Here is a 25200-nt window from a genome sequence, read left to right as displayed (position 1 = left end):
CGATCACATGTTTCGCGTTCGCGATGATTTCCGCCGGGCACAGGTGGCGATCGCAGCACTGTTCTGTTTTCTCGGACTCCAGTACGCCACCTGGGCGTCGCGGCTGCCCGCGATCAAGAGCAGGCTCGACCTGGGCGAGGCCGAGGTCGGTCTGCTGCTGATGGCCTGCGGAGCCGGGGCCGCGGCCTCGTTCCCGCTCGTCGCGATCCTGACCCGGCGCCTGGGCTCGCGCCTGCTCGCGCTGCTGTCCGCACTCGCCCTGGGTGTTCTGCTGCTCGCCTTGGCGGTGGCGCCGAACTACCCCGTGGCGCTGCTGATCATCTGCCTCGACGGGGTGGCGGTCGGCTGCCTGAACGTCGCGATGAACGCGCAGGGCGCCGCGCTCGAAGTGCGGTACCAGCGCACGGCGATGGCCAAGCTGCACGCCACGTTCAGCGGCGGGTCGTTGTGCGCCGCCCTGCTCGCCTCGGGGATGAACGCGATCACCTCGACGTTGGCCGCGCACTTCGCGGTGGCCGCCGTACTGCTGGCGCTGCTGATCGGCTACGCCCGGCCCGGGCTGTTGACCGAGGACGAGGCGGCGCCGAAGGCCGCACCGGAGCCGGCCGCCGACGAGCCGGCGCCCGCAGGTCGGCGCCGGTTGAGCATGCCGTCGCGGATCACCGTCTGGATGGGCTGCGCGATGGCCTTCGGCACGGTGACCGAGGGCGCGATGAACGACTGGTCGGCGCTGTACATGAAGGACGTCGCGCACGCGTCGGCCGAGGTGGCGCCGCTGGGTATCGCCGTGGTGTCGGTGATGATGGTGCTCGCCCGGGTCTTCGCCGACGGGTGGCGCACCCGCTGGGGCGACGGGCGGATCGTCCGGGCCGGAAGCGTGCTGGCCGGTGCCGGGTTGGCGGTCGCGCTCCTGGCCGGCGGCGTGGTGCCGGCGCTGCTCGGCTTCGCGTGCGTCGGCCTGGGCGTCGCCGCGGTCACCCCGTGTGTATACGTCGCGGCGGCGCGCGCGGGTTCGGACGCGCTGGCCCTGGTCGCCGCGATGGGTACCACCGGCCTGCTGGCCGGGCCGGCCCTGATCGGCTTTATCGCGAGCGGCAGCAGCCTCGTGTGGGGGATGGGCGCGGTCGCCGTCTCGGCCCTCCTGGTCTCCGTCTGCGCGACGCGGATCCACTGGACGAGCGTGACCGACACAGATACCAGCACCGCCACCGCCACCGCCACCGACGCCGACCCGAACGCCGCCGAGCCCGCCCCGGCTGCCGCCCCCGCCGACCGCACCCCGCTCACCGACGCGCCCGCGTAGCCCACGCGGGCCCGGTCCGTGGCCGCCGAGCCACGACACGGACGGAAGCCCCGTCACCCGCTTACGAGAAGGCGGGCGACGGGGCTTCCCCCAGCCGGGGTGTGCGTTGTTCACAGCTTGGCGACCTCCGTCAGGAACACGTCCACCAGCGCGGCGGCCCGCTGCCGCGCACCCAGCTCGCTGCGCCGCAAGTCCTCGACGTCCAGGCCGAGTTCGGCGGCCTGCGCGGCACCGCCGTGGGCCAGCCACGCGGCCGCGATGTCCGGGGTGACCTCCGGGTGGAACTGCACGCCCATCGACCGGCCGACGACGTACGCCTGGGGCCCGACCGTCGAGCGGGCGATCTCCCGGCCGCCCGGCGGGACGGTGAAGCGGTCGAAGTGCCACTGGTACCAGGGTCCGGCGGCGATCAGGTTCGGCTCGTCGGTCTCCACCCGGTGCCACCCGAGTTCGTACTCCGTGGCCCGCTCGACCGTACCGCCGAGCGCCGCGCTCAGCGCCTGGGCGCCGAAGCAGATGCCCAGGACCGGGACGTCCGCCGCGACCGCCTCGCGCAGCAGGTCGAGTTCGTTGCCCACCCAGGTGCCTATCGTCGCGGTGTCGTAGACCGACCACGGCGCGCCGAGCACCACGATCACGTCGAAGTCGGTCGGGCCCGGGAAGGCGTACCGGACGTCGGGGGAGTGGAAACGTTCGTCGGGGACCACGGTCACGTCGTGCGACTCGAAGCCGCGCTCGGCCAGTCGCAGCCCGACGAATCCGGCGTGTGAGAGGTGGTCGTGGCGCACGATCAAGGCCCGCACCGGAGCCCTCCTTCCGTCAATCCGGCCCGAGGTCTTGTGGCGGCCGGGTTCGATCCATATCGTTTGGCCTCAAATAATATCGGGTGCGGACCCCCGATGTCGCCGACGGACCACCGCCGGCCCGTCGCCGCGCAACCGCCGTTAGGAGACCCCCATGTCGGTCGGCGCCGATCTTGTCCTGATCAACGGTCGCGTACTCACCGTCGATGCCGCGTTCACCATCGCCGAGGCGCTCGCCGTCCGGGCCGGCCGGATCGTCGCGGTCGGCTCGGACGCCGAGATCCGGCCGCTGATCGGCCCCGAGACGACGGTGATCGACCTGGCCGGCCGCAGTGCGCTGCCCGGCATCGACGACTCGCATCTGCACGCGTGCGCGTTCGGCGCCACTCGTCCGCCGCTCGCGGTCGACGTGTCCCATCCCGCCGTCGGCTCGATCGCCGACATCACGGCCGCCGTCGCCCGACACGCGGCGACCCTGCCGCCGGACGCCTGGGTGATCGGGAACGGCTGGGACGTCGGCTACCTGGCCGAGTGCGCACCGCCGGCGGCCGGCGGCGCCGGTCCACGCACGCCGCATCGCCGGGACCTGGACGCCGTGGTGAGCGATCGCCCGGTCCTGCTCTACGAGTTCACCGGACACACCGCCTGGCTGAACAGCCGCGCCCTCGAACTGGCGGGCATCGACCGGCACACCGTCGCCCCGCCCGGCGGCATCATCGAACTCGACCCCGACGGCGAACCCACCGGCCTGCTCCGCGAGGGCGCGCAGAACCTGGTCAACGCGGCCGTACCGCCGATGACCCGGGCCGATCGGGAACGGGCGATCCGCGCGGCGGTGGCCATCTGTCACGCCGAGGGCATCACCAGCTTCACCGAGCCGGGCCTGGGCCCCGGCGGCGGCTCGCTCTTCCTGGGCGCGGCCGGCGCGGAGACCCTGGCGGTCTACGCCGACCTGGCGCGAAGCGGCGAACTCGACGCCCGGGTCAGCGTGTTGCTGCTGCCGTTGGCGATGGGCGAGGCCGCCGACGTCCTGCCCGAACGCCTCTCCGCACCGCTGCCCGAGGGCATCGGCGACCTGGACCCCCGGCTCCTGCGGGTGCTCGGGGTGAAGGTCTTCGCGGACGGGATCCCGCCGAGCCGGACCGCGTGGATGCACGAGGAGTACGTCGGCGGCGGCAACGGCTGCCTGTGCATGCACGGATCCACCGACGCGCTGCGCGTGGGCGAACTGCGTACCATCGTGCGCCACGCCCACGCGGCGGGCCACCAGATCGGCGTGCACGTCACCGGCGATCAGGCGATCGACGCCCTCGTCGAGGCGTTCACGGAGGCCGCCGACGCGCACCCGCGCGAGGACGAGCGGCACTACGTCATCCACGGCGACTTCTGCACCCCGCGCAGCCTGCGCACCCTCGCCGAGCACGGCTGGGGCGTGAACATGAACCCGGCGATCAAGTGGACGATCGCCGACCTGATGGACGGCGTGGTCGGCCCCGAACGCTCCGCCTACCAGTGGCCGGTGCGCAGCGCGGTGCAGGCCGGCATCGCGGTCACCGCGAGTTCCGACGCGCCGATCACCCACCCCGACTGGCGCCGAGGGGTGTCCGCGATGATGCTGCGCGAGTCGAAGGCGACCGGCAAACCCAGCGGCCCCGAGCAGTGTGTGGACCTGGCCACGGCGGTGCGCGCGTACACGATCAACGCCGCGCGCCAGGACTTCGCCGAGGACTGGAAGGGCTCCCTGGAGGTGGGCAAGGTCGCCGACATCTGCGTCCTGGCCGGCGACCTCACCACGGCGACGCCGCACGAGATCGCCGAACTACCGGTTGCGCTCACTGTTTTCGACGGCCGGATCGTGTACTCGGCCTGACCGGACCCGCCCAACCCGAGCCGACGCCCGATGCCCGACGTAAGGACCGCCATGCCCGCGCCCCGCATGATCCTCGTGCTCAGCGAGAACTGGACCCTGACCGACCCCCGTGACCTGCCCGCCCTCGTCCGCATGGCGGTGGAGGCCGAGGACGCCGGGTTCGACGGCGTCATGGTCAGCGAACACATCGTGCTCGGCCCCGGCTCGGACATCGACGGGCTGATGGCGAACCCGCGCGAGTACGCCCTGCCCGGCAACCAGGACCCGGCGACGCCGTGGCCGAACTCGCTGCTCCTGCTCGCCGCCATCGCCGCACGGACCACCCGACTGCGCCTGATCGCGGCCGGCGTGATCGCGCCGCTGCGCCACCCGCTCGCGCTGGCCCAGCAACTGGCCACCCTCGATCTGCTGGCCGAGGGCCGCCTGGTGGTGCAGCCGATCGTGAGTTGGCATCCGCCCGAATACGCCGCGCTCGGCGTCTCGTTCCAGCGCCGCGGCCGGCTCCTGGACGAACACCTGGCCGCCTGGGAGGTGTTGTGGCGGGACACCCCGGCCTCCTTCGCCGGCGAGGACTACCGCTTCGAGGACGCCTACCTGGTGCCCAAGCCCTACCGGAAATCCGGCCCGCGTCTGTGGATCGGCGGCAGCTCGGTACATCCCGCGCTGCTGCGCCGGTTGGTCCGGTACGGCCACGGCTTCCATCCGCTCGGCCGGCCCACCGACGCCGAACTGACCGACCTGCGCGCCGCGTTGACCGCGGCCGGCCGCGATGCGGACGCCCTGGAGATGGTCGGCGGGATCCGGCCCACCTTCCCGGACGCGCACAGTCCGGCACCGATCGCGCTCGCCCTGGAGTCCATCCCCGGCCAACTGGCGCGCGGCTTCGGCACGATCTGCGTCAAGCCCTCCCAGTACACCGACGACCGGGCCGAAGTGGGCGCGCTGTGCCGGGACATCGTCCGGCGGGTCGCGACGATGTGAGCCCCGCGCGCACGAGGCGGGTTCGCGCACACGCCGGGCGGGTCTTCGCGCGTCGGACCGCTCAGAGCGGCGCCACGTGGATCGGGTCCACGGGGACGTTGACCGTGCGGGTGCCGCCGAGCAGGCCCGGGAGGGTGAAGGCGACCTCGATGTCGCCGCCGAACAGTTTGGCCACCACCCAGCCCTCCGCGTTCTCGGGCACTTCCTGACGAAGTCCGCCGCCGAGCGCCGTGATCGCCCTGACCTTCGTACCGATCTCCATCGCACACTTCTCTCGCCGTGATATCGGAGATCGGTGGTAGTACCCGGTCTGCACAAAACGGACACCGCGTATTGCGCCGATCGCGCCGAACCCCGGAGCGCGGCCCGTTCGGCGCGTGTGGACGACGCCGGAAAGTTCCCGAAAGTCCGTTGACTTATATTCAAAACAGCGCCTACTCTCGGCCCCGGCACGGTATATACGCACAGCGTCGAAGGCAGCTCCGCTCCGCGTCCCACGGCATCGCCCGCGGCACCGAAATCCGGCCCCGCCCCGCTTGCCCCGCCCGATGACCCGCGACGCGTCCCGGCCCACTCGCGTGCGTACGCGTTGTCTCGGCGACTCGTGAACGGCCCGGTCCCACGAGAGGGGAACACAGTGTCCGCACGAAACGGCTCGGCATCGGAACTCGACCTCGGTACGGGCGGCCCCTCGGCGCAGACCGACGAGGGCGGCACGAGTTGGCGGCGCGCGGCGGCGCTCGGCGCGGTGGGTCTCGGCGTGGTCGGCGTCCTCACCCTGGCCATGGCACAGGGCGCCCTGGCCGCCTCGTTCGCGGTGTCCGGGACCAGTTTCCAGGTGAGTTCGGGCAAGCTGAGCAGCGCCGGCCTGTCGTCCTACGTGAGCACCAATACCTCACTCGACGGCAAGGGACACCCGGTCTCCATGCTCGCCGTCGGCGACGCGACGCTGAGCGACATCTGCCAGTCGGCCAAGGTCAAGACGCCGCTGGGGACGATCACCTTCAAGCTCACCGCCGGCGGCGACGCGGGCGCGGTGACCGCGAAGAACCTGATCATCAGCGCCGAAGACCTGGTCGGCGACGCGCAGTTCGGCACCGTGGAGATCGGCCGCGACGCGTCCACCCTGGACAAGGTGCCCGGTGCGCAGGGCGAACGCGGCACGTTCGGCCTCCAGGCGGGCGACGTCTCGGTGGCCGGCGTGCGATCGCACGCGTGGTCGGCCACCGGCGGCACGTTCAACCTCCGGGGCCTGCGCGTCGGGGTGAGCCTCGACGGCGCCGGCTGCTTCTGATCCCGATTCCACGGCCGCGGCCGCCGCTCGCGCTCGCACGTCACCTCCGGAGGACGCAACGACATGGAGCCCAGATCGAGGTTGGACCGGTACCTGCCGTTTCGGGCCGAGCGGCGGGTGGTGCGCCGATGGCGGCGCACCCGGCCGTTCTGGAGCGGGATGTACCTGATCGCGGGCGGCCTGGAGATCCTGGCCGTCCCGCTGTCCCCGCTGCCGGTGATGATCAGCCTGGGCATCGCCGGCATCGCGAGCCTGGCGATCGGGGTGATCCTGATCGTCGCCGGGCTGTTCATGTGGTTCGCGGCCCGACACCGGCACTTCGTCGGGATCTTCGCGATGATCGTATCGATATCGTCGTTCGTGGCGGCCAACCTCGGCGGCTTCCTGCTCGGCATGCTGCTCGGCGTGCTCGGCAGCGCGATGGGCGTCGCGTGGCGGCCGAACCGGGTGCGGGAGGCGAAGCGGGCGGCAGAGGCGGAGACGGCGGCGATGGCCGTGTTGTTGCCCCTGCTGCTCGTCGCGTCCGTCCTCGGCCCGGGCGAGAGCCGGGCCGGAGCGGTGGCGCCCGCCGCCACCACGACCGGCACCACCGCCGCGCCGCCGGCCGAGCGGATCGTCGTCGGCGCCACACCCCCGACGATCACCGCGAGCTTCTTCGCCCCGGTCGGCTTCGCCCTGGCCGGGGTGACCACCCTCGACACCGCGCGCGGGCCGCTGCGCGTACTGGTGTTGACCATGGACTCGGCCCGTCTGCGCGACTACCGGCTGTCCACCCGGGACGGCGCCGGACCGGGGATGCGGATCGACACCACCCGCCTCGACCTGGACGGGCACGTGCGGATCTACCTGACCAGGCTGCACGGCTGTATCGAGGGCCTGCTCTGCCTCGACTTCGCCGCCGACGGCCTGCCACTGCCGCCGATCATCCCGCCGTTCGTGTTCATGACCGACGTCCGCGCCGAACAGGCACTGGTCCGCACCGACCGGATCACCACGGACCTGAAGCTCACCTGAACGGGCCCGCCCGTCGCGGTCGGCCGCCGCTCAGGTCCAGTCCCAGCCGATGCCGAGCAGGCCCGGGCCGACGTCCTGTTCGGCCAGATGGACGATGCAGTGGCGGCCGTTCAGGGTCAGGTCGCGTCGGTCGGTGCGCGGTGCGGTCGCCGTGCTCTGCGTGAAGCGGCGGCAGTGCACCGGCAGTGCGGCGGGGTCGAAGCGCACCTGGAGGACGTACTGCCCGCAGGGGAAGGTGAAGCCGCGGGTGTACTCCTTGCTCGGTCCGCCCGTGCCGTCCTCGAAGCCGTAGCCGAACACGTAGGTGTCACCGGCCCGCAGCCGCGCGTCGAACAACAACTCCGCGACCAGGACCGCCGAATCGGCGCTCCACCGCACCCGGCCCACCCGGCAGTTCTCGTTCGCCCGCACCCGTACCCGCTCGGGCGCGCAGCCCGGGTCGCCGACGTGGATGGCGAGATAGCGGTCCACCCCGTCGCGGTGTGCGCGCACCACGTGTTGCGAGGCACGGCCCTGGAGTTCGCGGGCCGGGCCGACCCGGACCCGCTCCAACTGGCAGACGGTGTGCAGTCCGCCGTCGGCCGGCGACTCCAGATCGGTGAGCAACCGGCCCAGCGAGCCGGACTCCTCGACCACCGCGCGGTACGGCCGCGACGCGGTGCGCTCGCCGGTCGGCGGTTCGAGCAGCCTGGTCAGCGCACGCGGCGGCAACTCCAGAACCTCCTCCAACGCCCTTACGGCGCGCAACGATTCGGCGCGCCGCGGGCGCCGGGCGCCCTGCTGCCAGTAGCTGAGACTGGTGACTCCGACGTGTACGCCGCGCTGGGCCAGCCGGTGCTGCACACGGTGCAGGGCAAGTCCGCGCGCGGCCAGCGCCGCGCGCAGCGCCAGATGGAACGGGCCCGCGCGCAACGCCCTCGCCAGTTCCGCCTCGACCGGATCGGGTCGGGTATCGGTCCGCGACATCGCTCGCCTCCCTTGTGAACGTTCACGGCCGTCCGGTCGGGGCCGGCGGTCCCGGCCGAGGTGTCCCGGTCGACCGGTCGCACGTCGTTCACACGCCGGTCGAGGCGTTCACACCACCGCTTCACCCCGCATTGAAGCGTCTTGAAAGACACCGCGACAACACCCGATGCTCCACCTTGCAGCGTCCGGACGCGCGCCACGTTCCACCCCCCGTCCCTCCGTTACGGAAGGAACGCCATGACTCGAACGTCCCCAGGTACGGGCCCCGCGTCCGGTCGGCGCGGTGCCGCGGTGACCCTCGCCGTGGTCGCCCTGCTCTCCGCATTGTTCGCGGTCCCGTCGGCGGCCTCCGCCTCCGCCCCCGCCGCCGGCTCCGGCTCCGGCTCCGCCACGGCCTCCGTCGCGACCGACGTCGCGGCGCCGGTCGCGCTCGGCGCCAAGCGGCTGAACATCACCATGCAGGCCCAGCAGAAGAGCAACTGGTGCTGGGCGGGAGCCGGCAACACGATCGCGACCTGGTACGGCCGCGGCTACAACCAGAACCAGTTCTGCAACGCGGCATTCGGCCGATCGCAGAACACCGAATGCCCCAACTCCCAGGCCAATCTGGGCAACGTGCAGAACGCACTGCGCTGGGCCGGGATCAACTCCGGCTCCTATGTGAACGGCTGGCTCCAGTACAGCACCGTACAGACCGAGATCAACGCCAACCGGCCGATCGAGACCCGGATCCAATGGTCGTCCGGCGGTGGGCACATGCACGTGATCTACGGCTACGACACCGCGCAGAGCTGGGTCTACTGGGGCGACCCGTGGCCGTCGAGCACCCGCTACAACTGGGCGTCGCACAACTGGTACGTGGACAACAACGAGTTCTCCTGGACCCACTCGCTCTACCGGATCGGAGCGTGACGCCATGACCACAGGCCCCATCAAGCGTCTGTTCGCGGCCGGCACCCTGGCCGCGGCGCTCACCCTGACGCTCACCCCCCAGGCCGCGCACGCCGCATCCGTTCCCGCGCCGCCGGCGCCGGACGCGGCGAGCGTGGGCGCGGCCCGGGACGCGGTCGCCGCGCCGGGCACGATGGACACGCTGGCCAGGTTCTTCGCCCGGGACGGCGCGCTCGCGGCGCCGAACGCGGCACCCAGGATCGACGGCGACGTGGTCGCCGTGTACACGTTGTCCCCGGAGTTCGTCGCGGCCCGACCGGGCGCGACGGCGGTACCGATCGCCCGGCGGGAGTTCCTGGCCGGCACGGCGGTCGCCGCGGACGGCCGCCGGGCGTCGGTCTGGACGGCCGACACCGCGCAGGGCCCGCAGGTGGTCAACATCGCCGAGGGTGACGACGAGGCCCGCTACGTCGCCGCCGGGGCACGGTTGGCGCCCGGCGGGGTGGTCTTCCGCGAGCCGCAGATCAACGCCTGGTACGTACAGGCCGGCGACCGGGTGTCGCCGCTCAACGCCGACGCCGAGCACGCGATCGGCGCGGGCGGGACCACCGTCGCGGCCTACCAGCGGCGGGTACACCGGGCGTACGCCGACAAGTTGCCCGGGTCCGGCTACGACGCGAAGGGGTTGGCGGGCGGCTTCGGGCCCACCGACCCGGGCGCGGGGCGGTCCGGTGCCGGCGGCGACCCGTTCGGCGTGGCGCCCACCGCGTTCGCCGCGGCCGGGTTGCTCGGCGTGGCGGGTGTGGGCGGCGCCGTGGTGCGGGTGCGGCGGCGCCGTTCCTGAACCCGGGCCGACGCCGGTGCGGTTGCCGGCGGCGTGAGCAGGGCCTTCCCGGCGTCGGTGAGTCGGGTCTCCACCCCCGCCGACTCCCCTGCCGGGAAGGCCCTTTCGCGCTGCGTGCGCTACATCCGGTCGGGCGCCTCGATGCCGAGCAGGTCCAGACCGAGGGCCAGGGTGCGGGCGGTGAGGTCGCACAGGGCCAGCCGGGAGTCGCGGATCCCGGAGTCCGCGCGCAGTACCGGACACCTTTCGAAGAACGTGGTGAACGCGCCGGCCAGGCCGAACAGGTACCGTGTGAGCCGGTGGAACTCCAGTGACGCGCCCACCTCCTGGATCACCTCGGGAAGCGCGAGCAGGCGCAGGGCCAACTCCCGCTCGGCCGGCTCGCCCAGGATCGGGACGACGCCGACGCCCGGCGTCTCGACGCCGGCTCGGCGCAGGATCGACAGGCTCCGGACCCGGGCGTATTGGAGATACGGCGCGGTGTTGCCGTCGAAGGCGAGCATACGGTCGTAGTCGAAGCGGTAGTCCTTGCGCCGATCCGCCGACAGATCGCCGTACTTGACCGCGCCGATGCCCACCGCGCGGGCCACCGCCGCCCGGGTGTCCGCGTCCAGGTCCGGGCTCCCGGCGATCACCGCTCGCGCCCGGGTCACCGCCTCGTCGAGCAGGTCCCCCAGCTTGATCGACGCGCCCGCCCGGGTCCGCAGGATCCGGCCGTCGTCGCCCAACACGTAGCCGAAGTCGACGTGTTCGACCCGAGTGGGCGAGGCGAGCCAGCCCATGGACCGCGCGGTCGCGAAGACCATCTCCAGGTGCTCGCGCTGCGGCGCGCCGATCACGTACAGCAGCCGGGTCGCGCCCGCCTCGCGCACGCGCTGCCGAAGGGCGGCCAGGTCGGTGGCGGCGTAGTTGAAGCCGCCGTCGCTCTTGCGCACGATCAGCGGCAGCGGCTCGCCCTCGCGGTTGGTGAAGCCGTCGGGGAAGACACACTGCGCGCCCCCGCTCTCACGCAACAGCCCGGCCTCGGCCAACTCCGCGAGCACGGAAGGGAGTCGGTCGTTGTAGTGGCTCTCGCCGAAGAAGTCCTCCTCGGTGAGCCGCACGCCCAGACGGGTGTAGACGGCGGTGAAGTACGCCTTGGACCCGGCGACCAGCACGTGCCACAGACGCAGCGTCGTCGGGTCGCCCGCCTGGAGTGCGACCACCCGCTTGCGCGAGCGCTCCCGGAACGCCTCGTCGGCGTCGAACGCGCGGCGGGCGGACTGGTAGAAGCCGGTCAGGTCGCCGACCGACAACTCGTGCGCGGCCTCGGCCTCGCCGACGTCGAGCAGGTGCTCGATGAGCATGCCGAACGGGGTGCCCCAGTCGCCGAGATGGTTGCGCCGGAGCACGGTGTGGCCCTGCCACTCCAGGATCCGCACTGCCGCGTCGCCGATGATGGTCGAGCGCAGGTGGCCGACGTGCATCTCCTTGGCGGTGTTGGGGCCGGAGTAGTCGACGAGGACGGTCTCGGGGCGGTCGGTACGGGGCACGCCGAGCCGGGGATCGGCGGCGATGCCGGCGAGCAGTGTGCCGAGTCGGACGGGGTCGAGGTCGAGTTCGATGAAGCCGGGTCCGGCGACGCGGGCCGTCGGGCACAGGTCGTCGAGTCGGGCCCGCCGGAGTACGTCGGCCGCGACCTCACGCGCGTCGCGGCTCAGTCGTCGACCCAGACCCAGGGCCCCGTCGCACTGGAAGTCCGCGTGCCGGCCGCGGCGAATCGACGGATCGACGGGTGTCCCCGCGACCTGTGCGAACGCCGGGGCCAGCCGCTCGATGAGCAGCTTCTCCGGATTGACCATGCCCGGAAGCTAGCCGACCCGGCGCCCCTCGTTCACCTGGATTTCCGGCGCCGGCGCACCCGGCTGTTCAGCGGCCCTCGGCGGGCGGGGCGGGACGGGTGATGCGGTCCAGTTCGGCGGTGAGCGTACGGGCGGCGGTCTCGGCCGACATGCGCTCGGGGTAGAGCAGGACGTGCACGCTCAATCCGTCGATCAGCGCGAGCAGGCCGGCGGCGGCGGTGTCCACGTCGACGCCGTCGACGAGTTCGCCGTCGTCGCGGGCGTCGGCCAGCACGCCGCGCACGATCACGCTCAGGTCCCCGCGTTCGCGCCGGTTGTTCTCGGCGACCTTGGCGCAGACCCGGGCCCGGTGCCAGACGGCCAGTTCCAGGACGGTTTCGTCGACCCGGTCCGCGTCGAGCGGGAGCAGATCGGCCAGTCCCTCGCGCAGCGCGGCCAGGCCGAAGCGGCCGGCGGTCAGGTCGAAGAAGCGCCGGGCGATGCGTCGGTGCGACCAGTGCACGGCGGCGAGCAGGACGTCGTCGGCGTCGGCGAGGCCGAGGTCGGCCACGGGGGGTTCGAGTTCGGCGGCCACCAGTTCGGGCGCGACCGCCGCGCCGCCGCCCGCGACCACCAGCCGGAAGGCGGCGGCGCGCACCCGGTCCTCGTCACGAGCTGCATCCCGGGGACCCGACATACCGGCAGCCTACGGCCTGACCGGGCGATTGTGGCGGACCCGGAGCCGGGCGCGGCGGCGCCCATCGAGCGATTGGTCCAGACCTTTGGCAGGTTATGCCGCCGGCTACAACACCAGCGACAACAGCAGTACGAAGCCGCCCCCGACCACCGAGATGATCGTCTCCATCAGCGACCAGGTCTTGATCGTCTGACCGACACTCATCCCGAAGTACTCCTTGACCAACCAGAATCCGGCGTCGTTGAGGTGGCTGAAGAACAGCGACCCGGCGCCCACGGCCAGGACGAGCAGGGCGGTGTGCGTCGTGCTCATGTCCGCCGCCAGCGGTGCCACCAGGCCGGCCGCCGAGATGGTGGCCACCGTCGCGGATCCGGTGGCCAGGCGGATGGCGACCGCGATCAGCCAGGCCAGCAGCAGCGGCGAGATGGACCAGTCCTCGGAGATGTCCAGGATCATCCGGCCCACGCCGACGTCGACCAGGGTCTGCTTGAAGCCGCCGCCCGCGCCCACGATGAGCAGGATCCCGGCGATCGGCAGCAGTGCCTTCTCGACGGTGGTCGCGAGCCGGTCGCGGCGGAATCCGGCCGCCCGGCCGAGGGTGAACATCGCCACGAGCACCGCGGACAGCAGCGCGATCAGCGGCGAGCCGACCACGTCGGCGACCCGCTGGACCCGGTCGGCGGGATCGTCCACGACGATGTCGACCAGGGCCTTGCCGAGCATCAGCACGACGGGCAACAGCACGGTGGACACGGTGGCGGCGAAGCTCGGCCGGCGCTCCAACTCCTCCGAGGGCCGCTCCGGGGTCAACTGCTCGGGCGGCGCGATGTCCACCCAGCGGGCGGCGTAGCGGCCGAACAGCGGGCCGGCGATGGCCAGCGTCGGGATGGCGACCACCACGCCGAGCGCGAGCACCACGCCCAGGTCGGCGTCGATCGCGTCGATCGCGGCGAGCGGCCCGGGGTGCGGCGGGACCAGGCCGTGCATGACGGACAGGCCGGCCAGGGCGGGGATGCCGACCCGCATCAGCGAGTGGTTGCCGCGCTTGGCCACGAGCAGCACCACCGGGATCAGCAGGACCACGCCGACCTCGAAGAACAGCGGCAGCCCGATGATGCCCGCGATCAGCGCCATCGCCCACGGCATGGTGCGATCGCTCGCCCTGGCCAGGATGGTGTCCACGATCTGGTCGGCGCCGCCGGAGTCGGCGAGGAGTTTGCCCAGGATCGCGCCGAGCGCGATCAGTACGCCCACGCCCGCGACGGTGGAGCCGAGCCCGGAGGTGAAGCTCGTGATCGTCTTGTCCATCGGCGCGGCGGCGACCGCGCCGAGGACGAGCGAGCCGATGGTGAGGGCGAGGAAGGCGTGCAGCTTGAGGCTGCCGATCAGCAGGACGATGACGCCGATGCCGACCAGGACGGCGAGGCCCAGTTGGGCGTGTCCGGCCGAGGTGATCGGCGCGGCCGGAGCCGCGGCCAGCGCCGGCAGGTCGATGGTGCTCATGGGGTTCCCTGATTCCGATTCCGGTGCGTGTCCGGATTGCGTGGTGTCTCCAGGCGGCGCAGCGCGGCCACGGCCCGGGCGGTGAGGGTGGACGGGCCGGGCGTGATGTCGAGGGAGACACCCGCTTCGTCCGGCTCCAGCGGTTGCAGGTCGGCGAACTGCGAGTCGAGCAGCGTCTCCGGCATGAAGTGGCCGGTGCGCTCGTGCAGCCGCTCGGCGATCAGCGCGCGGTCGCCGGCGAGGTGGACGGTGATCGCGTCGGGCGCGGCGCGGCGCAGCCGGTCGCGGTAGGCCCGCTTCAGGGCCGAGCAGCCGACCACGCCTCCGGTGTCGGCGTGTGCGGCGAGCCAGGCGCCGATGGCGTCCAACCAGGGCGCGCGGTCCGCGTCGTCCAGCGGGATCCCGGCCGACATCTTGGCGATGTTGGCGGGCGGGTGGAAGTCGTCCGCGTCCGCGTAGGGCACCCGCAGTTCGGCGGCCAGGAGGCGACCGACGGTGGACTTGCCCGTGCCGGACACACCCATGACGACCACGACGTGGGGTGCGCTCATCGATACCTCGCTGTCTCGACCCGGCCGGCCCGGCTCGTGCGCGGGCGCCGTCCCATACCCAAACCTATAGGTAGTACTTAATCAAGCCTTCGAGGCAATTAAGTCATACATAATCTCATCGGCATGCGAGGCCCCGCCCAGTAGGGTGACGCCATGGAGAACGAGGGCCGGGGCTTGCATATGAAGGTGCTGGAATCCCTCGGGCCCGCCATCGCGGCCGGCGCCCACCCGGCGGGCACGGTGCTCCGTACCGACGAGCTGGAAGAGCGCTTCGAGGTCTCCCGCACCGTGGTCCGCGAGGCCGTACGGGTGCTGGAATCCATGCAGCTGGTCGAGTCGCGGCGGCGGGTGGGGGTCACCGTCCGCCCGCCCGAGCAGTGGAACGTCTTCGACCCGTACGTGATCCGCTGGCGCCTGGCCGGCGCCGACCGCCCGCGTCAACTGCGGTCGTTGACCGAACTGCGCTCGGCGATCGAACCCGTCGCCGCCGCGCTGGCCGCCCGGTTCGCCACGCCGGCCCAGTGCGCCGCGTTGACGGAGCACGCGCTCGGCATGGTCTCCACCTCGCGCGGCCGGCAGTTGGCGGCGTACCTCGTGCACGACATCGCCTTCCACCGGGAGATCCTGACCGCCTCCGGCAACGAGATGTTCGCCCGCCTGGGCGACGTGGTGGCCGAGGTGCTGAGCGGACGCACCCACCACCACGTGATGTTCCCCGACCCGGACCCGCCGGCCGTGTCGCTGCACGTCCGGGTCGCCGAGGCGATCCGCGAGGGCGACGCGGCCGCCGCCGAGCGGCTGACCCGGGAGATCACCGTCGGGGCGATGGCCGAACTCGAGGTGCTGGCACCGGAGTCCGGGCAACCGGCCGGACGCGGCTGACGTCGGGAGCACCAACCTCCCGATATCCCCCCGAAGATCACCAACCACCCTGTATCAAAAGGGTCTTCGTTGCCCACCTCGGCGTGCGAACCATTGACCGATTGGTCTGGACCTCTTAACTTGAAGAACGTAATACGGATGTGAACACGCGGTGAAATGAGGCGTGCGACGCGGACCCGGACCGTTCGAACGTCCTTCGCATTCACTCGTCCCCAAGGAGAGTTCCATGCGTACAAGGACCATCCTGACGGCGATGGCCGTACCGGCCGTCTCGGTTCCCCTGATCCTGGCCGGCACCGCCAGCGGCCACGGGTGGGTCACCAGCCCGCCCAGCCGAGCCGCGTACTGCGCCAACGGCACCGTCACCAACTGCGGCGAGATCCAGTGGGAGCCGCAGAGCGTCGAGGGTCCCAAGGGTTTCCCCACCCGCGGTCCCGCCGACGGCACCCTGTGTGCGGGCGGCAACAGCCGCTTCGCCGAACTGGACGACCCGCGTGGCGGCGCGTGGCCGACCTCCCAGCTGGCCTCCGGCGCGAGCAAGACCTTCACCTGGAAGCTCACCGCGCGGCACGCCACCACGTCGTTCCGCTACTTCATCACCAAGGCGAGCTGGTCGCCCAGCCAGAAGATCACCCGGGCCCAGTTGGAGAGCACCCCCTTCCTGACCGTCCCCTACAACGGCGTACAGCCGGGTTCCGTCGTCTCGCACACCGGCACGGTCCCCGGCGGGCGCAGCGGCCGGGCCGTGGTCCTCGCGGTCTGGGACATCGCGGACACCGGCAACGCCTTCTACCAGTGCACGGATGTGACGTTCTGATCGGATCGTGAACGCGCCGGTGGGTCGCCGCGATTCGGCGGCCCACCGGCCCACGCGCGTTCGCGGTGTCCTCCTCCGGCGGGCCCCGTTTGCCGACTCGGCAACAAGGTTTGTCACGCGACCCCCGTCGGGCGGACCATGCGCTCGGGCGACGGACCACGCGCCGCCCGCCCGGTCCCGCCGACCGGGCACACCGCCATCGCCCTGGAGGACGTCCGCGATGACCGACGACAAGCCCTCGACCGCCGAGCCGTCGACCGCCCCGCTCACGCCCGCCGAGTCGTGGGACGCGCGCTACGCGGAGAAGGAGCGGATCTGGAGCGGCAAGCCGAACGCCGCGCTGGTCCGCGAGACCGCCGACCTGCCGCCCGGCCGCGCCCTGGACCTGGGCTGCGGCGAGGGGGCCGACGCGATCTGGCTGGCCGAGCGCGGCTGGCGGGTGACCGGCGTCGACGTATCCCGGATCGCCCTGGAGCGGGCCGCCGTCCACGCCGAGGAGGCGCAGGTCGCCGACCTCGTCGACTGGCAGTGGCACAACCTGGACGAGACCTTCCCCGAGGGCGACTTCGACCTGATCTCGGCGCACTTCCTGCACTCGCACGCCGGCATCGACCGCGATCGCATCCTGCGCAAGGCGGTCGCGGCCGTCGCCCCGGGCGGGGCGCTGCTGGTCGTCGGGCACTGCGGACTGCCGCCGTGGGAGACCGCCCCGACGCCCGACATGGCGCTCCCCACACCCGACCAGGTGTTGGCCTCGCTCGAACTCCCGGACGGGGAATGGGAGGTGCTGCGCAGCGAGGAGCACGAGCGCGTCCAGAACGACCCCGAGGGCCGGCCGGTCACCCGCGTCGACAACACGCTGATGGTGCGCCGCCTGCCGAAGAGCTGAACCTCCCCGGCCGTCAGGCCGGTTCGTGGGTGACCGAGCACTCGCCCGACGCGGCCACCCGGACCCGGCCGACGGTGCCGTCGCCCCACCCGATGTCCACACCCCACTCGGCGTCCGCGCCCGACGCCGTCTCCGTCGCGCGCGGCGCCGGACCGGGCGGGGTGTCGGCCCGGGTCAGGGCCAGCGCGGTGACCAGCGGGCGGGCCGTCGCGACGCCGTCGAGCGCGGGCACCTCGGCCGCCTCGCCGAACGCCGTCCCGTGCGGCGCCGGGTGGATCGTGGCCCGGTCCCAGCCCAGCAGACCGGTGAGGGCGGCGTGTACGGCGTCGGTGTGCACCCGTGCCCGCACCCCGTCCACCGAGGAGCGCAGGCCCGCGCCGGACGCCGCCGCCGGTGCCCACCCCGTCTCGCGCACCGCCGTGCCGGCCGGCGCCCGGACCCGGTGCACGCGCACCTCGTACGCACCGCGCACCACGGCGACCGACACGACCCGGGTGTCCGGTACCGGCTTCCCGGCGAGCGTGGGTACGTGTGCCGAGGCCGCCCAGTCCGACCCGGCGCCCAGCGGCTCGACCCGGCCGCGCTCGGTGATCCGACCGTCCACGACCAGGCCCAGGTGGTTGTCCGCGAGGTCGCCGGCACGGGTGGGGCCGGTCGCCGCGGAGTAGGACAGGCGGGCGTACAGCGGATCGTCGGGGGCGAGTCCGTCGCTCGGCGCGGCCGGCTGGTGGTCGGCGCCGTGGTTGAGCAGCCGTGCCGTGCCCCCGCCGGAGTGGACGAGCAGGCCCGGCCCGGGCAGCCCGAAGCCGGTCTCGGCGCTCTCCGTCTCGGCCGGCCCGGCGCACTCGCGCGCGGTCCACACCTCGTGGTCCTCGGGCAGCAGCAGGCCGACGAAGCCCTTGGCCGCCCAGTACGGCGACGCCGAGCCCGAATAGGACTGCACGGTCGCCGGGTCGGGGCCGTACCAGCCCAGGGACAGCAGCCCGTCCGGGCCCGCCGCGCCACGATCGAGGAAGTGCCGCAGCACGCCGCTCGCCAGCCGCCGCGTGGTGCCGGGGCAGTGGGGCGTGGCGTCCACCAGCGCGCCCAGCCACAGCGGTGCCGCCGCGGCGAACCGGTAGGTCAGCGAGCGCCCCTGGTGCAGCGGCGCGCCGGCGCGGTCGAAGAGGCGGCCGTAGCCGGTCAGGAACGTGCGCAGCCGCTCGCGCCGGACCGCGTCGACCGGCTCGCCCGCCACCACCGCGCACAGCAGCGGGTACAGGTGCAGGGCCCAGCCGTTGTAGTGGTCGAAGTAGCGGCCCGCGCCGTCGGTGTACCAGCCGTCGCCGACGTACCAGTCCTCGATCCGGGTCAGACCGCGCTCGATCGCCGCGCGGGCCTGTTCGGGGTACCGGTCGGCCGCCTGAAGGAACGTGCCGACCGCGACCGGGAAGAGCCACCAGTTGTTGTCCACCGGCTCGTGCCGCAGCGCGCCGGCCAGCCAGTCGGCGGCCCGCTCCCGGGTGGGCTCGTCCAGCCGGTCCCACAGGTGCGCCTTCGTCAGGTGCAGGGCCAGCGCCACCGACGCGGCCTCCACCATCGCCTGGCCGCGGTCGACCACGGCCGGCCAGGACTCCGGATCCGCCGTGCCCGGTGCGGCGGTTCCCGCGCGCAGACCGTCGGCGTACGGCTCGAGCAGTCCGGCCGGGACGGGCCGGCCGGAGGCCGCCGCGCCGGCCGCGCGCAGCGCCGCGAGCAGGAAGGTGCGGGCGTAGCCCTCCAGGCCGTCGGAGCGTGCGCCCGACCAGCTGGTGCGGCCCGGCAGGGTGATCAGCGCGCGGCCGGGGGAGCGGTACGGGCGCACCGCCGCGAGCAGGCCGTCGGCCACCGCTTCCCAGTGCGCGCGCGTCCAGCCGGTGTACGGGCTCAGCGTGCGGTCCTCCGGCGGGAGCACGAAGGGGTGCGGTGTGTTCACGGATCTCCTCGACTCGGCGGCTGGGGTGTCCGGCGTGCTCGCCGACCGATCGACCCGTTCGACCCGTTCGGCCGTCGACACGCTAGGTGGGGTCGATCGATCAGGTCAAGAGTCGGTTTGATCGAACGATCCTTTTCAATCAAAATCGAATGGCGATGCCCTAGGCTGAGGCGGCGGCCGGACAGCAGCCGGACGCCAGGGGGGCACGCCGGGCGCAGGCGTGCGCGACTCGGAAGGACGACGTCCACGGTGTTGGCGGAACAGCGGCAGGAACTCATTCTCAGGACGGCCCGCGAGCGGGGCAGCGTCAAGGTGGTGGAGATCGCCGAGGAGCTGGGCGTTTCCCTGGTCACCGTGCGGCGCGACGTCACCGCCCTCGTGGCGAGCGGGCTGCTCGCGCGGGTACACGGCGGCGCCACGCTGCCGCACGCGCGTCCGGCCGCGCCCACCCCCGGCCGGCCTCCCGCGAATGGGCACGAGGGCCCGACGATCGGCATGCTCGTCCCGTCCGCCACCTACTACTTCCCGGAGGTGGTGCGCGGCGCCCGGGACGCGGTCGAGGCGATCGGCGGCCGGCTCGTGCTGGGCATCTCGCGCTATCTGCCCGCCGAGGACCGCGACCAGGTCGACCAACTCCTGCGCGGCGGCGTCGACGGGCTGCTGCTGACCCCCTCGCGCGCGCCGGGTCCGGGCGGCGAGGACGCGTGGATGGGGCGCCTGCCGGTGCCCGTGGTCCTGGTGGAGCGCCGCGCCGAGATCGGCTCCGGCCTCGAGCACCTGGACCGGGTGGCCTCGGACCATGCGCTCGGCGCCGCCCAGGCGGTGCGCCGGCTGGGTACGCTCGGCCACGAACGCATCCTGCTGGTGGCCCGGTTGGGCAGCCCGACCACGCCCGCCGTGCATGCCGGGTACACCGCCGCGATGGCCGCGCTCGGGCTGACTCCGCCGGATCCGGCCGGGGTGGAGACGCCACATCCGGGCGAGGACGCGGACGGCTTCGACCGGGCGGTGACGCGGGTGATCGAGGCGGCCCGTACCGGCGCCGCCACCGCTGCCCTTGTGCACAACGACCAGGACGCGCTGCTGCTGGTGTCCCGGCTGCGGGCGGCCGGCCTGGACGTGCCCGGCGACCTGGCGCTGATCGCCTACGACGACGAGGTGGCCGCGCTCGCCGACCCGCCGCTGAGCGCGATCGCGCCGGCCAAGCACGAGGTCGGCCGGATCGCCGTCGAACTGCTGGCCGCGCGGCTCGCCGACGGCGACGAGGGGCGGGCGCCCCGGCACATCTCGCTGGTGCCGAGGCTGCGGCTGCGGGCGACCACCGAGCCGGCCGACCCGGACGCGCCGACCGAGCCGGCCGGAGCGATCCTGTCCGGCGTACCGACCCCGGCCGCCCCCTCGCGAACAAACGAAACCGACCGAACCCCTGTGTGATCGAACGATCATTGCGAGTTTCGTTTTTCATCGATTGTTCATTTGCTCTTGACGCTGTTCGCTCCTGAACGAATGATGCTCGCTATCGCCTTCGATGCAGGTTCGACCCAGGAGCATCCATGCAGCGCACATCCATCCGACTCGGCACGGCTCTCGTCGGCATAGTCACTGCCCTGAGCCTCGTCACGGCCTGCGGCGGTGGCGACGACGACAAGAAGAAGGACACGGGCGCCGGTCCCGCCGCGGGCGGTGCCCCGGGGCAGAAGCAGGAGCTGAGCTTCTGGTCCTGGACCAAGGGCACCCAGGAGGTGGTGGACGCGTTCAACAAGTCGCACCCCGACATCCAGGTCAAGTACGAGCAGATCCCGTCCGGCAACGCGGGCGGCTACGCGAAGATGTCCAACGCGGTCAAGGCGGGCAACGCCCCCGACGTGCTGACCATCGAGTACCCGCAACTGCCCGACTTCGTCAGCCAGGGCGCGGTGCAGGACATCACCTCGAAGGTGTCCGGACTGAAGTCGAAGTTCCCCGCGTCGGTCAACAAGCTGACCGAACTGGGCGGCAAGACCTGGGCGGTGCCGCTGGACGCCGCGCCGATGGCGCTGTACTACCGCAAGGACTTCTTCACCGACCACAACATCGCGGTGCCCAAGACCTGGGACGAGTACCGGGCCGCCGCCGAGCAGGTCAAGAAGGCCGACCCGAACGCCCGGATCGGCACCTTCTACCCCGACGACCCCAGCACCATGGCCGGCCTGACCTGGCAGGCCGGCGGCGCGTGGTTCGGCACCGAGGGCGAGTCCTGGAAGGTCTCGCTCACCGACCCCAACTCGCGCAAGGTCGGCGAGTACTGGAACAAGCTGGTCTCCGACGACCTGGTGCGCGTGCAGCCCTCGTTCAGCCAGCAGTGGAACGCCGACCTCAAGAGCGGCGGCACCGTGGGCATCGTCGGCGCCTCGTGGAGCGCGGGCGTGCTCAAGAGCAGCCAGCCCGACCTGGCCGGCAAGTGGGCCGTCGCGCCGCTGCCCGACTGGGGCACCCCTTCCAACGCCATGCTGGGCGGCTCGACCTTCGCGGTGAGCAAGGACAGCAAGAAGAGCAAGGCCGCGCTCACCTTCATCGAGTGGATGACCACCACCAAGGAGGGCATCTCCGCGCGGATCGCCTCCGGCACCTCCAGCGCCTACCCGGCCGCCACCGAACTGGTGCCCACCGCCTCGCAGTTCTTCGACACCGGCTACTTCGGCAAGCAGGACATCTACCCGCTGTTCACCGACGCGGCCGGCAAGGTCGGCGCCGGTTGGACGTGGGGTCCGTCGATGACGCAGACGAACACCATCCTCAAGGACCAGTTCGGCAAGCTCTCCAGCGGCGGCACCATCGTGGGCGCCCTGGAGGAGGCCCAGAAGACCACCGTCGAGGAACTGAAGAAGCGCGGCATCTCGGTCAAGTAGCCGACCGAACCGCGTTCGAGCGGCCGACGGAATCCCCGTCGAGCAGCCGACCGAGTCGCGGTCGGGCACCCGGCCGAATCCGGTCCGCCGCCCGACCGACCGTCGACGCCTCGCGCCGGGCCCGCCCGGCGACGACGATTCCGGATCCGAGATCCGCAGGCCCCCGACACGCGCCGCGCCGTCGCGCGTCGGGGGACCGCCACCAGGAAGCAGTTCCACTCCATGAACACATCCCTGCGCGCCGGCCGCCGGCGCCGGAAGACCACCGCCGCCCTGTTCCTGACCCCGTTCTACGTGCTGTTCATCGCCACCATGATCGTGCCGATCGGGTACGCGATCTGGCTCAGCCTGTTCACCGAGAAGACCTCGGGCCTGGGCTTCGGCGGCACCAGACGGGTGTTCACCGGCCTCGGCAACTACGCCGACGCGCTCGGCGACGACAAGTTCCGCGACGGTTTCATCGCGATCGGCCTGTACTGCCTGCTGTACATCCCGATCATGGTCGGCGCCGCACTCGTGCTGGCGCTGCTGCTCGACTCGGCGCTGGCCCGGGCCCGCAGGTTCTTCCAACTCGCGCTGTTCCTGCCGCACGCGGTGCCCGGCATCATCGCCGCGCTGATCTGGGTCTACCTGTACACCCCCGGTCTGAGCCCGATCATCGACCTGCTCGAATCCGGCGGTCTGCACTGGGACTTCCTGGCCTCGGACACCGCGCTGTTCTCGATCGTCAACATCGCCACGTGGGAGTGGATCGGCTACAACATGATCATCTTCTACGCCGCGCTCCAGGCGATCCCGCGCGAGGTGGTCGAGGCGGCCACCGTCGACGGGGCCGGGCCGGTGCGCATCGCGGTGTCGGTGAAGATCCCGATGATCCGCGCCGCCGTCGCCATGACGATGTTGTTCACCATCATCGGCTCGCTGCAACTGTTCACCGAGCCGTCCATCCTCAGCGACGCCAATCCGGCCGTCGGCAGCTCCTGGACGCCCAACATGTACGCCTACTCGGCCGCCTTCCGCGCCAACGACTTCGGCTTGGCCGCCGCCGCCTCGGTGCTGCTGGCCGTGTTCGCCGCGGCGCTGTCGTTCGGCGTCACCCGCCTGTCGTCCGGACGGAGGACCGCATGAGCACCACCGTGCAGCACTCGGGCGAGCACTCGGGCGGCGTCGCGGCCGACACGCCCGCGCCGACTCCCGCCCGCACAGATCGACCGGCCCGCCGCCCACGCGCCAAGGGCCGCGCCACCCAGGCGCTGATGTCCAAGATGGCGGTCAACGGGGCCCTGGTCCTGGCCACCCTCTACATGCTGCTGCCGCTGGCCTGGTTGCTGATCGCCGCGACCAAGGACATGGGCGGCCTGTTCGGCGGCGACGGCTTCGCGTTCGACGGATTCCACTTCACCGAGAACGTCAAGGCGGTGAACAACGAGAGCGACGGGATCTACTGGCGCTGGTACCTCAACAGCCTGCTGTACGCGGGCGTCGGCGCCGCCCTGGGCTCGTTCGTGAGCGTGTTGGCCGGCTACGCGTTCGACAAGTTCGACTTCCCCGGGAAGGAGAAGTTGTTCGGCGGCGTGCTGCTCGGCGTACTCGTGCCCACCACCGCGGTGGCTCTGCCGCTGTACCTGCTCGCCTCCAAGGTGGGTTTGGTCAACACCTTCTGGGCGGTGTTCATCCCGGTGATCGTCAACCCCTTCGGGGTCTACCTGGCGCGGGTGTTCAGCGCCGGATACATCCCCGGAGAGGTATTGGAAGCGGCCCGGATGGACGGCGCCGGCGAGATCCGCACCTTCCGCTCGGTGGCCCTGCCGATGATGATGCCGGGCTTCGTGACCATCTTCCTGTTCCAGTTCACCGCGATCTGGAACAACTTCTTCCTGCCCCTGGTGATGCTCTCCGACCAAAAGCTCTACCCGGTGAGCCTGGGCCTGTACTCGTGGAACACCAACGCGCACGCGTCGCCCGAGTTCTACCCGCTGGTGATCACCGGATCCCTGATGGCCGTCGTCCCGCTGGTCGTCGCCTTCGTCTCGCTCCAGCGCCACTGGCGTTCGGGGCTGTCCGCGGGGAGCGTCAAGTGACCGACGGCACGAGTACCACCACCACCCGACTCGGCGGCCCGGAACGGCGGCGACCGAGGGTATTGCTCGCGATGGACCCGGCCGTGGCCGCCCGCATCCTGGACGACGAGGCCCGGACCCGACTGGCCGCGCTCGCCGAGGTCGACCTGGACCTGATCGCGGCCGACTTCGCCGCCCCCGACGCGGCCGCCGCGCTGGCCGAGGCCGAGGTGCTGTTCACCTGCTGGGGCAGCGCGCCCCTGGACGAGGCGGTTTTGGCCCGTGCGCCGAGGCTGCGTGCCGTGGTGCACGCGGCGGGATCGGTCAAGCACCACCTGACCGACGCGGCCTGGGCCCGCGGCCTGATCGTCTCCTCCGGCGCGGCGGCCAACGCGCTGCCGGTGGCCGAATACACGGTCGCCGCCGTGCTGTTCGCCAACAAGCGAGTGCTGCGGATCCGGGACGCCTACCGCGCGGAGCGGCGCCTGGTCGACTGGGACGCCCGGTTCCCCGGATTCGGCAACTACCGGCGCACCATCGGGATCGTGGGCGCGTCCCGGATCGGCCGGCGCGTGCTCGAACTGCTGCGCCCGTTCGACTTCGAACTGCTGCTGCACGACCCGTACGTGACCACCGATCAGGCCGAGGCGCTCGGCGCGCGACGGGTGGACCTGGACGAACTGATGCGCCGATCCGACGTGGTCAGCGTGCACGCACCCGAACTGGAATCCACCCGGCACCTGTTGGACCGCCGCCGGCTGGCCCTGATGCGGGACGGCGCCACCTTGATCAATACCGCCCGCGGCTCGCTGGTGGACCAGGAAGCCCTCACGGAAGAGCTGGTCGCAGGCCGCCTCGACGCGGTCATCGACGTCACGGAACCCGACGTCCTCCCGCCCGCGTCCCCGCTCTACGACCTGCCCAACGTGCTGCTGACGCCGCACATCGCAGGCTCCCTCGGCGGCGAACTCCGCCGCATGGTCGCCTCGGCCCTCGACGAACTGGACCGCTACACCAGGGGCGAACCCTTCGCCCACGAGGTGGAACCAGCCAGCCTGACCCGCTCAGCCTGACCCCGTCCCACCCACCCGACACCCAAACCCTGTTCGAGCCCACCCTCAGCCCGGTCGGCGTCTGGAGCCACCTTTCAGCCCGGCCGGCGTTTGAGGCCAC

At 72.1% G+C, this 25200-nt stretch carries 23 protein-coding genes; 15 read left to right on the top strand and 8 right to left on the bottom strand.

The window, feature by feature from the left end:
* Nucleotides 1-7: 7 nt before the first annotated feature.
* Nucleotides 8-1303 (top strand): MFS transporter, encoded by a 1296-nt coding sequence (locus tag B4N89_RS31345; RefSeq protein WP_078979863.1) that lies wholly within the window; start codon nt 8-10, stop codon nt 1301-1303.
* A gap of 110 nt (nt 1304-1413) precedes the next feature.
* Here the strand turns inward: B4N89_RS31345 and B4N89_RS31340 are convergent, their stop codons facing one another.
* Nucleotides 1414-2106 (bottom strand): type 1 glutamine amidotransferase, encoded by a 693-nt coding sequence (locus B4N89_RS31340; protein ID WP_235619020.1) that lies wholly within the window; start codon nt 2104-2106, stop codon nt 1414-1416.
* A 154-nt stretch (nt 2107-2260) separates the two neighbouring features.
* Between B4N89_RS31340 and B4N89_RS31335 the strand changes: the two genes are divergently transcribed.
* A complete protein-coding gene (locus B4N89_RS31335) occupies nt 2261-3976 on the top strand; it encodes an amidohydrolase (RefSeq protein ID WP_078979862.1) in 1716 nt (571 codons plus the stop codon).
* Between the two features lie 51 nt (nt 3977-4027).
* The gene (locus tag B4N89_RS31330) at nt 4028-4957 is read left to right on the top strand and encodes a TIGR03619 family F420-dependent LLM class oxidoreductase (protein WP_235619019.1); all 930 of its coding nucleotides are present in this window, start codon (nt 4028-4030) and stop codon (nt 4955-4957) included.
* Nucleotides 4958-5018: 61 nt separating this feature from the next.
* Here the strand turns inward: B4N89_RS31330 and B4N89_RS31325 are convergent, their stop codons facing one another.
* Nucleotides 5019-5219 (bottom strand): hypothetical protein, encoded by a 201-nt coding sequence (locus tag B4N89_RS31325; RefSeq protein WP_078979861.1) that lies wholly within the window; start codon nt 5217-5219, stop codon nt 5019-5021.
* Nucleotides 5220-5594: 375 nt separating this feature from the next.
* Here B4N89_RS31325 and B4N89_RS31320 point away from each other — a divergent pair, with 375 nt between their 5' ends.
* Nucleotides 5595-6251, top strand: a complete 657-nt coding sequence (locus tag B4N89_RS31320) for a DUF6230 family protein (protein ID WP_235619018.1) — start codon at nt 5595-5597, stop codon at nt 6249-6251.
* Nucleotides 6252-6314: 63 nt separating this feature from the next.
* Nucleotides 6315-7265, top strand: coding sequence for a DUF6114 domain-containing protein (locus B4N89_RS31315; protein WP_101897388.1), 951 nt, complete (start codon nt 6315-6317; stop codon nt 7263-7265).
* Between the two features lie 30 nt (nt 7266-7295).
* Here B4N89_RS31315 and B4N89_RS31310 read toward each other — a convergent pair whose 3' ends face one another.
* Nucleotides 7296-8231, bottom strand: coding sequence for a hypothetical protein (locus B4N89_RS31310; RefSeq protein WP_078979859.1), 936 nt, complete (start codon nt 8229-8231; stop codon nt 7296-7298).
* Nucleotides 8232-8468: 237 nt separating this feature from the next.
* On the opposite strand from B4N89_RS31310, the gene B4N89_RS31305 reads away from it, so the two are divergent.
* Nucleotides 8469-9143, top strand: coding sequence for a papain-like cysteine protease family protein (locus B4N89_RS31305; RefSeq protein WP_078979858.1), 675 nt, complete (start codon nt 8469-8471; stop codon nt 9141-9143).
* Nucleotides 9144-9147: 4 nt separating this feature from the next.
* Nucleotides 9148-9966, top strand: a complete 819-nt coding sequence (locus B4N89_RS31300) for a hypothetical protein (protein ID WP_078979857.1) — start codon at nt 9148-9150, stop codon at nt 9964-9966.
* A gap of 119 nt (nt 9967-10085) precedes the next feature.
* Here the strand turns inward: B4N89_RS31300 and argS are convergent, their stop codons facing one another.
* The 4 genes from argS to B4N89_RS31280 all read right to left on the bottom strand — a co-directional run bounded on the left by argS (nt 10086) and on the right by B4N89_RS31280 (nt 14537).
* Nucleotides 10086-11807: an arginine--tRNA ligase gene (gene argS / locus B4N89_RS31295; protein WP_078979856.1), complete on the bottom strand. Its 1722-nt coding sequence runs from the start codon at nt 11805-11807 to the stop codon at nt 10086-10088.
* Between the two features lie 67 nt (nt 11808-11874).
* Entirely contained in the window at nt 11875-12483 is a 609-nt protein-coding gene (locus B4N89_RS31290; RefSeq protein ID WP_078979855.1) for a TetR family transcriptional regulator C-terminal domain-containing protein, read from the bottom strand.
* Between the two features lie 105 nt (nt 12484-12588).
* On the bottom strand, nt 12589-13986 hold the full coding sequence (locus tag B4N89_RS31285; protein WP_078979854.1) for a gluconate:H+ symporter: 1398 nt from the start codon (nt 13984-13986) through the stop codon (nt 12589-12591).
* Nucleotides 13983-14537, bottom strand: coding sequence for a gluconokinase (locus B4N89_RS31280; RefSeq protein ID WP_078979853.1), 555 nt, complete (start codon nt 14535-14537; stop codon nt 13983-13985). The genes B4N89_RS31285 and B4N89_RS31280 overlap by 4 nt, the downstream gene beginning before the upstream one ends.
* A gap of 153 nt (nt 14538-14690) precedes the next feature.
* Here B4N89_RS31280 and B4N89_RS31275 point away from each other — a divergent pair, with 153 nt between their 5' ends.
* From B4N89_RS31275 to B4N89_RS31265, 3 genes are all read left to right on the top strand, one after another.
* Nucleotides 14691-15419 (top strand): FadR/GntR family transcriptional regulator, encoded by a 729-nt coding sequence (locus B4N89_RS31275; RefSeq protein WP_078979852.1) that lies wholly within the window; start codon nt 14691-14693, stop codon nt 15417-15419.
* Between the two features lie 226 nt (nt 15420-15645).
* A complete protein-coding gene (locus B4N89_RS31270; RefSeq protein WP_078979851.1) occupies nt 15646-16236 on the top strand; it encodes a lytic polysaccharide monooxygenase auxiliary activity family 9 protein in 591 nt (196 codons plus the stop codon).
* Between the two features lie 220 nt (nt 16237-16456).
* Nucleotides 16457-17125 (top strand): class I SAM-dependent methyltransferase, encoded by a 669-nt coding sequence (locus B4N89_RS31265; protein ID WP_078979850.1) that lies wholly within the window; start codon nt 16457-16459, stop codon nt 17123-17125.
* A 13-nt stretch (nt 17126-17138) separates the two neighbouring features.
* Here the strand turns inward: B4N89_RS31265 and B4N89_RS31260 are convergent, their stop codons facing one another.
* On the bottom strand, nt 17139-19079 hold the full coding sequence (locus B4N89_RS31260; protein WP_078980631.1) for a DUF2264 domain-containing protein: 1941 nt from the start codon (nt 19077-19079) through the stop codon (nt 17139-17141).
* A 249-nt stretch (nt 19080-19328) separates the two neighbouring features.
* Between B4N89_RS31260 and B4N89_RS31255 the strand changes: the two genes are divergently transcribed.
* The 5 genes from B4N89_RS31255 to B4N89_RS31235 all read left to right on the top strand — a co-directional run bounded on the left by B4N89_RS31255 (nt 19329) and on the right by B4N89_RS31235 (nt 25100).
* On the top strand, nt 19329-20513 hold the full coding sequence (locus B4N89_RS31255) for a substrate-binding domain-containing protein (protein WP_078979849.1): 1185 nt from the start codon (nt 19329-19331) through the stop codon (nt 20511-20513).
* A 119-nt stretch (nt 20514-20632) separates the two neighbouring features.
* On the top strand, nt 20633-21967 hold the full coding sequence (locus B4N89_RS31250) for an ABC transporter substrate-binding protein (RefSeq protein WP_078979848.1): 1335 nt from the start codon (nt 20633-20635) through the stop codon (nt 21965-21967).
* Between the two features lie 222 nt (nt 21968-22189).
* On the top strand, nt 22190-23095 hold the full coding sequence (locus B4N89_RS31245; protein WP_078979847.1) for a carbohydrate ABC transporter permease: 906 nt from the start codon (nt 22190-22192) through the stop codon (nt 23093-23095).
* A 128-nt stretch (nt 23096-23223) separates the two neighbouring features.
* Entirely contained in the window at nt 23224-24048 is an 825-nt protein-coding gene (locus B4N89_RS31240) for a carbohydrate ABC transporter permease (RefSeq protein WP_078980630.1), read from the top strand.
* A gap of 71 nt (nt 24049-24119) precedes the next feature.
* Nucleotides 24120-25100, top strand: a complete 981-nt coding sequence (locus B4N89_RS31235) for a hydroxyacid dehydrogenase (protein WP_078980629.1) — start codon at nt 24120-24122, stop codon at nt 25098-25100.
* The last annotated feature ends 100 nt before the right edge of the window (nt 25101-25200 follow it).

It is taken from the genome of Embleya scabrispora, from assembly GCF_002024165.1.
Taxonomy (GTDB): Bacteria; Actinomycetota; Actinomycetes; order Streptomycetales; family Streptomycetaceae; genus Embleya; species Embleya scabrispora_A.
Note: the sequence above shows the minus strand (reverse complement) of the source record. Positions and strands in the feature narration are given on the sequence as shown.

Bases quoted from the DNA above. Each gene is read 5' to 3' on its own strand.
- B4N89_RS31345 (WP_078979863.1), top strand. From the start codon at position 8: ATGTTTCGCGTTCGCGATGATTTCCGCCGGGCACAGGTGGCGATCGCA.
- B4N89_RS31335 (WP_078979862.1), top strand. From the start codon at position 2,261: ATGTCGGTCGGCGCCGATCTTGTCCTGATCAACGGTCGCGTACTCACC.
- B4N89_RS31330 (WP_235619019.1), top strand. From the start codon at position 4,028: ATGCCCGCGCCCCGCATGATCCTCGTGCTCAGCGAGAACTGGACCCTG.
- B4N89_RS31325 (WP_078979861.1), bottom strand. From the start codon at position 5,219: ATGGAGATCGGTACGAAGGTCAGGGCGATCACGGCGCTCGGCGGCGGA.
- B4N89_RS31315 (WP_101897388.1), top strand. From the start codon at position 6,315: ATGGAGCCCAGATCGAGGTTGGACCGGTACCTGCCGTTTCGGGCCGAG.
- B4N89_RS31310 (WP_078979859.1), bottom strand. From the start codon at position 8,231: ATGTCGCGGACCGATACCCGACCCGATCCGGTCGAGGCGGAACTGGCG.
- B4N89_RS31305 (WP_078979858.1), top strand. From the start codon at position 8,469: ATGACTCGAACGTCCCCAGGTACGGGCCCCGCGTCCGGTCGGCGCGGT.
- B4N89_RS31300 (WP_078979857.1), top strand. From the start codon at position 9,148: ATGACCACAGGCCCCATCAAGCGTCTGTTCGCGGCCGGCACCCTGGCC.
- argS (WP_078979856.1), bottom strand. From the start codon at position 11,807: ATGGTCAATCCGGAGAAGCTGCTCATCGAGCGGCTGGCCCCGGCGTTC.
- B4N89_RS31290 (WP_078979855.1), bottom strand. From the start codon at position 12,483: ATGTCGGGTCCCCGGGATGCAGCTCGTGACGAGGACCGGGTGCGCGCC.
- B4N89_RS31285 (WP_078979854.1), bottom strand. From the start codon at position 13,986: ATGAGCACCATCGACCTGCCGGCGCTGGCCGCGGCTCCGGCCGCGCCG.
- B4N89_RS31280 (WP_078979853.1), bottom strand. From the start codon at position 14,537: ATGAGCGCACCCCACGTCGTGGTCGTCATGGGTGTGTCCGGCACGGGC.
- B4N89_RS31275 (WP_078979852.1), top strand. From the start codon at position 14,691: ATGGAGAACGAGGGCCGGGGCTTGCATATGAAGGTGCTGGAATCCCTC.
- B4N89_RS31270 (WP_078979851.1), top strand. From the start codon at position 15,646: ATGCGTACAAGGACCATCCTGACGGCGATGGCCGTACCGGCCGTCTCG.
- B4N89_RS31265 (WP_078979850.1), top strand. From the start codon at position 16,457: ATGACCGACGACAAGCCCTCGACCGCCGAGCCGTCGACCGCCCCGCTC.
- B4N89_RS31250 (WP_078979848.1), top strand. From the start codon at position 20,633: ATGCAGCGCACATCCATCCGACTCGGCACGGCTCTCGTCGGCATAGTC.
- B4N89_RS31245 (WP_078979847.1), top strand. From the start codon at position 22,190: ATGAACACATCCCTGCGCGCCGGCCGCCGGCGCCGGAAGACCACCGCC.
- B4N89_RS31240 (WP_078980630.1), top strand. From the start codon at position 23,224: ATGTCCAAGATGGCGGTCAACGGGGCCCTGGTCCTGGCCACCCTCTAC.
- B4N89_RS31235 (WP_078980629.1), top strand. From the start codon at position 24,120: ATGGACCCGGCCGTGGCCGCCCGCATCCTGGACGACGAGGCCCGGACC.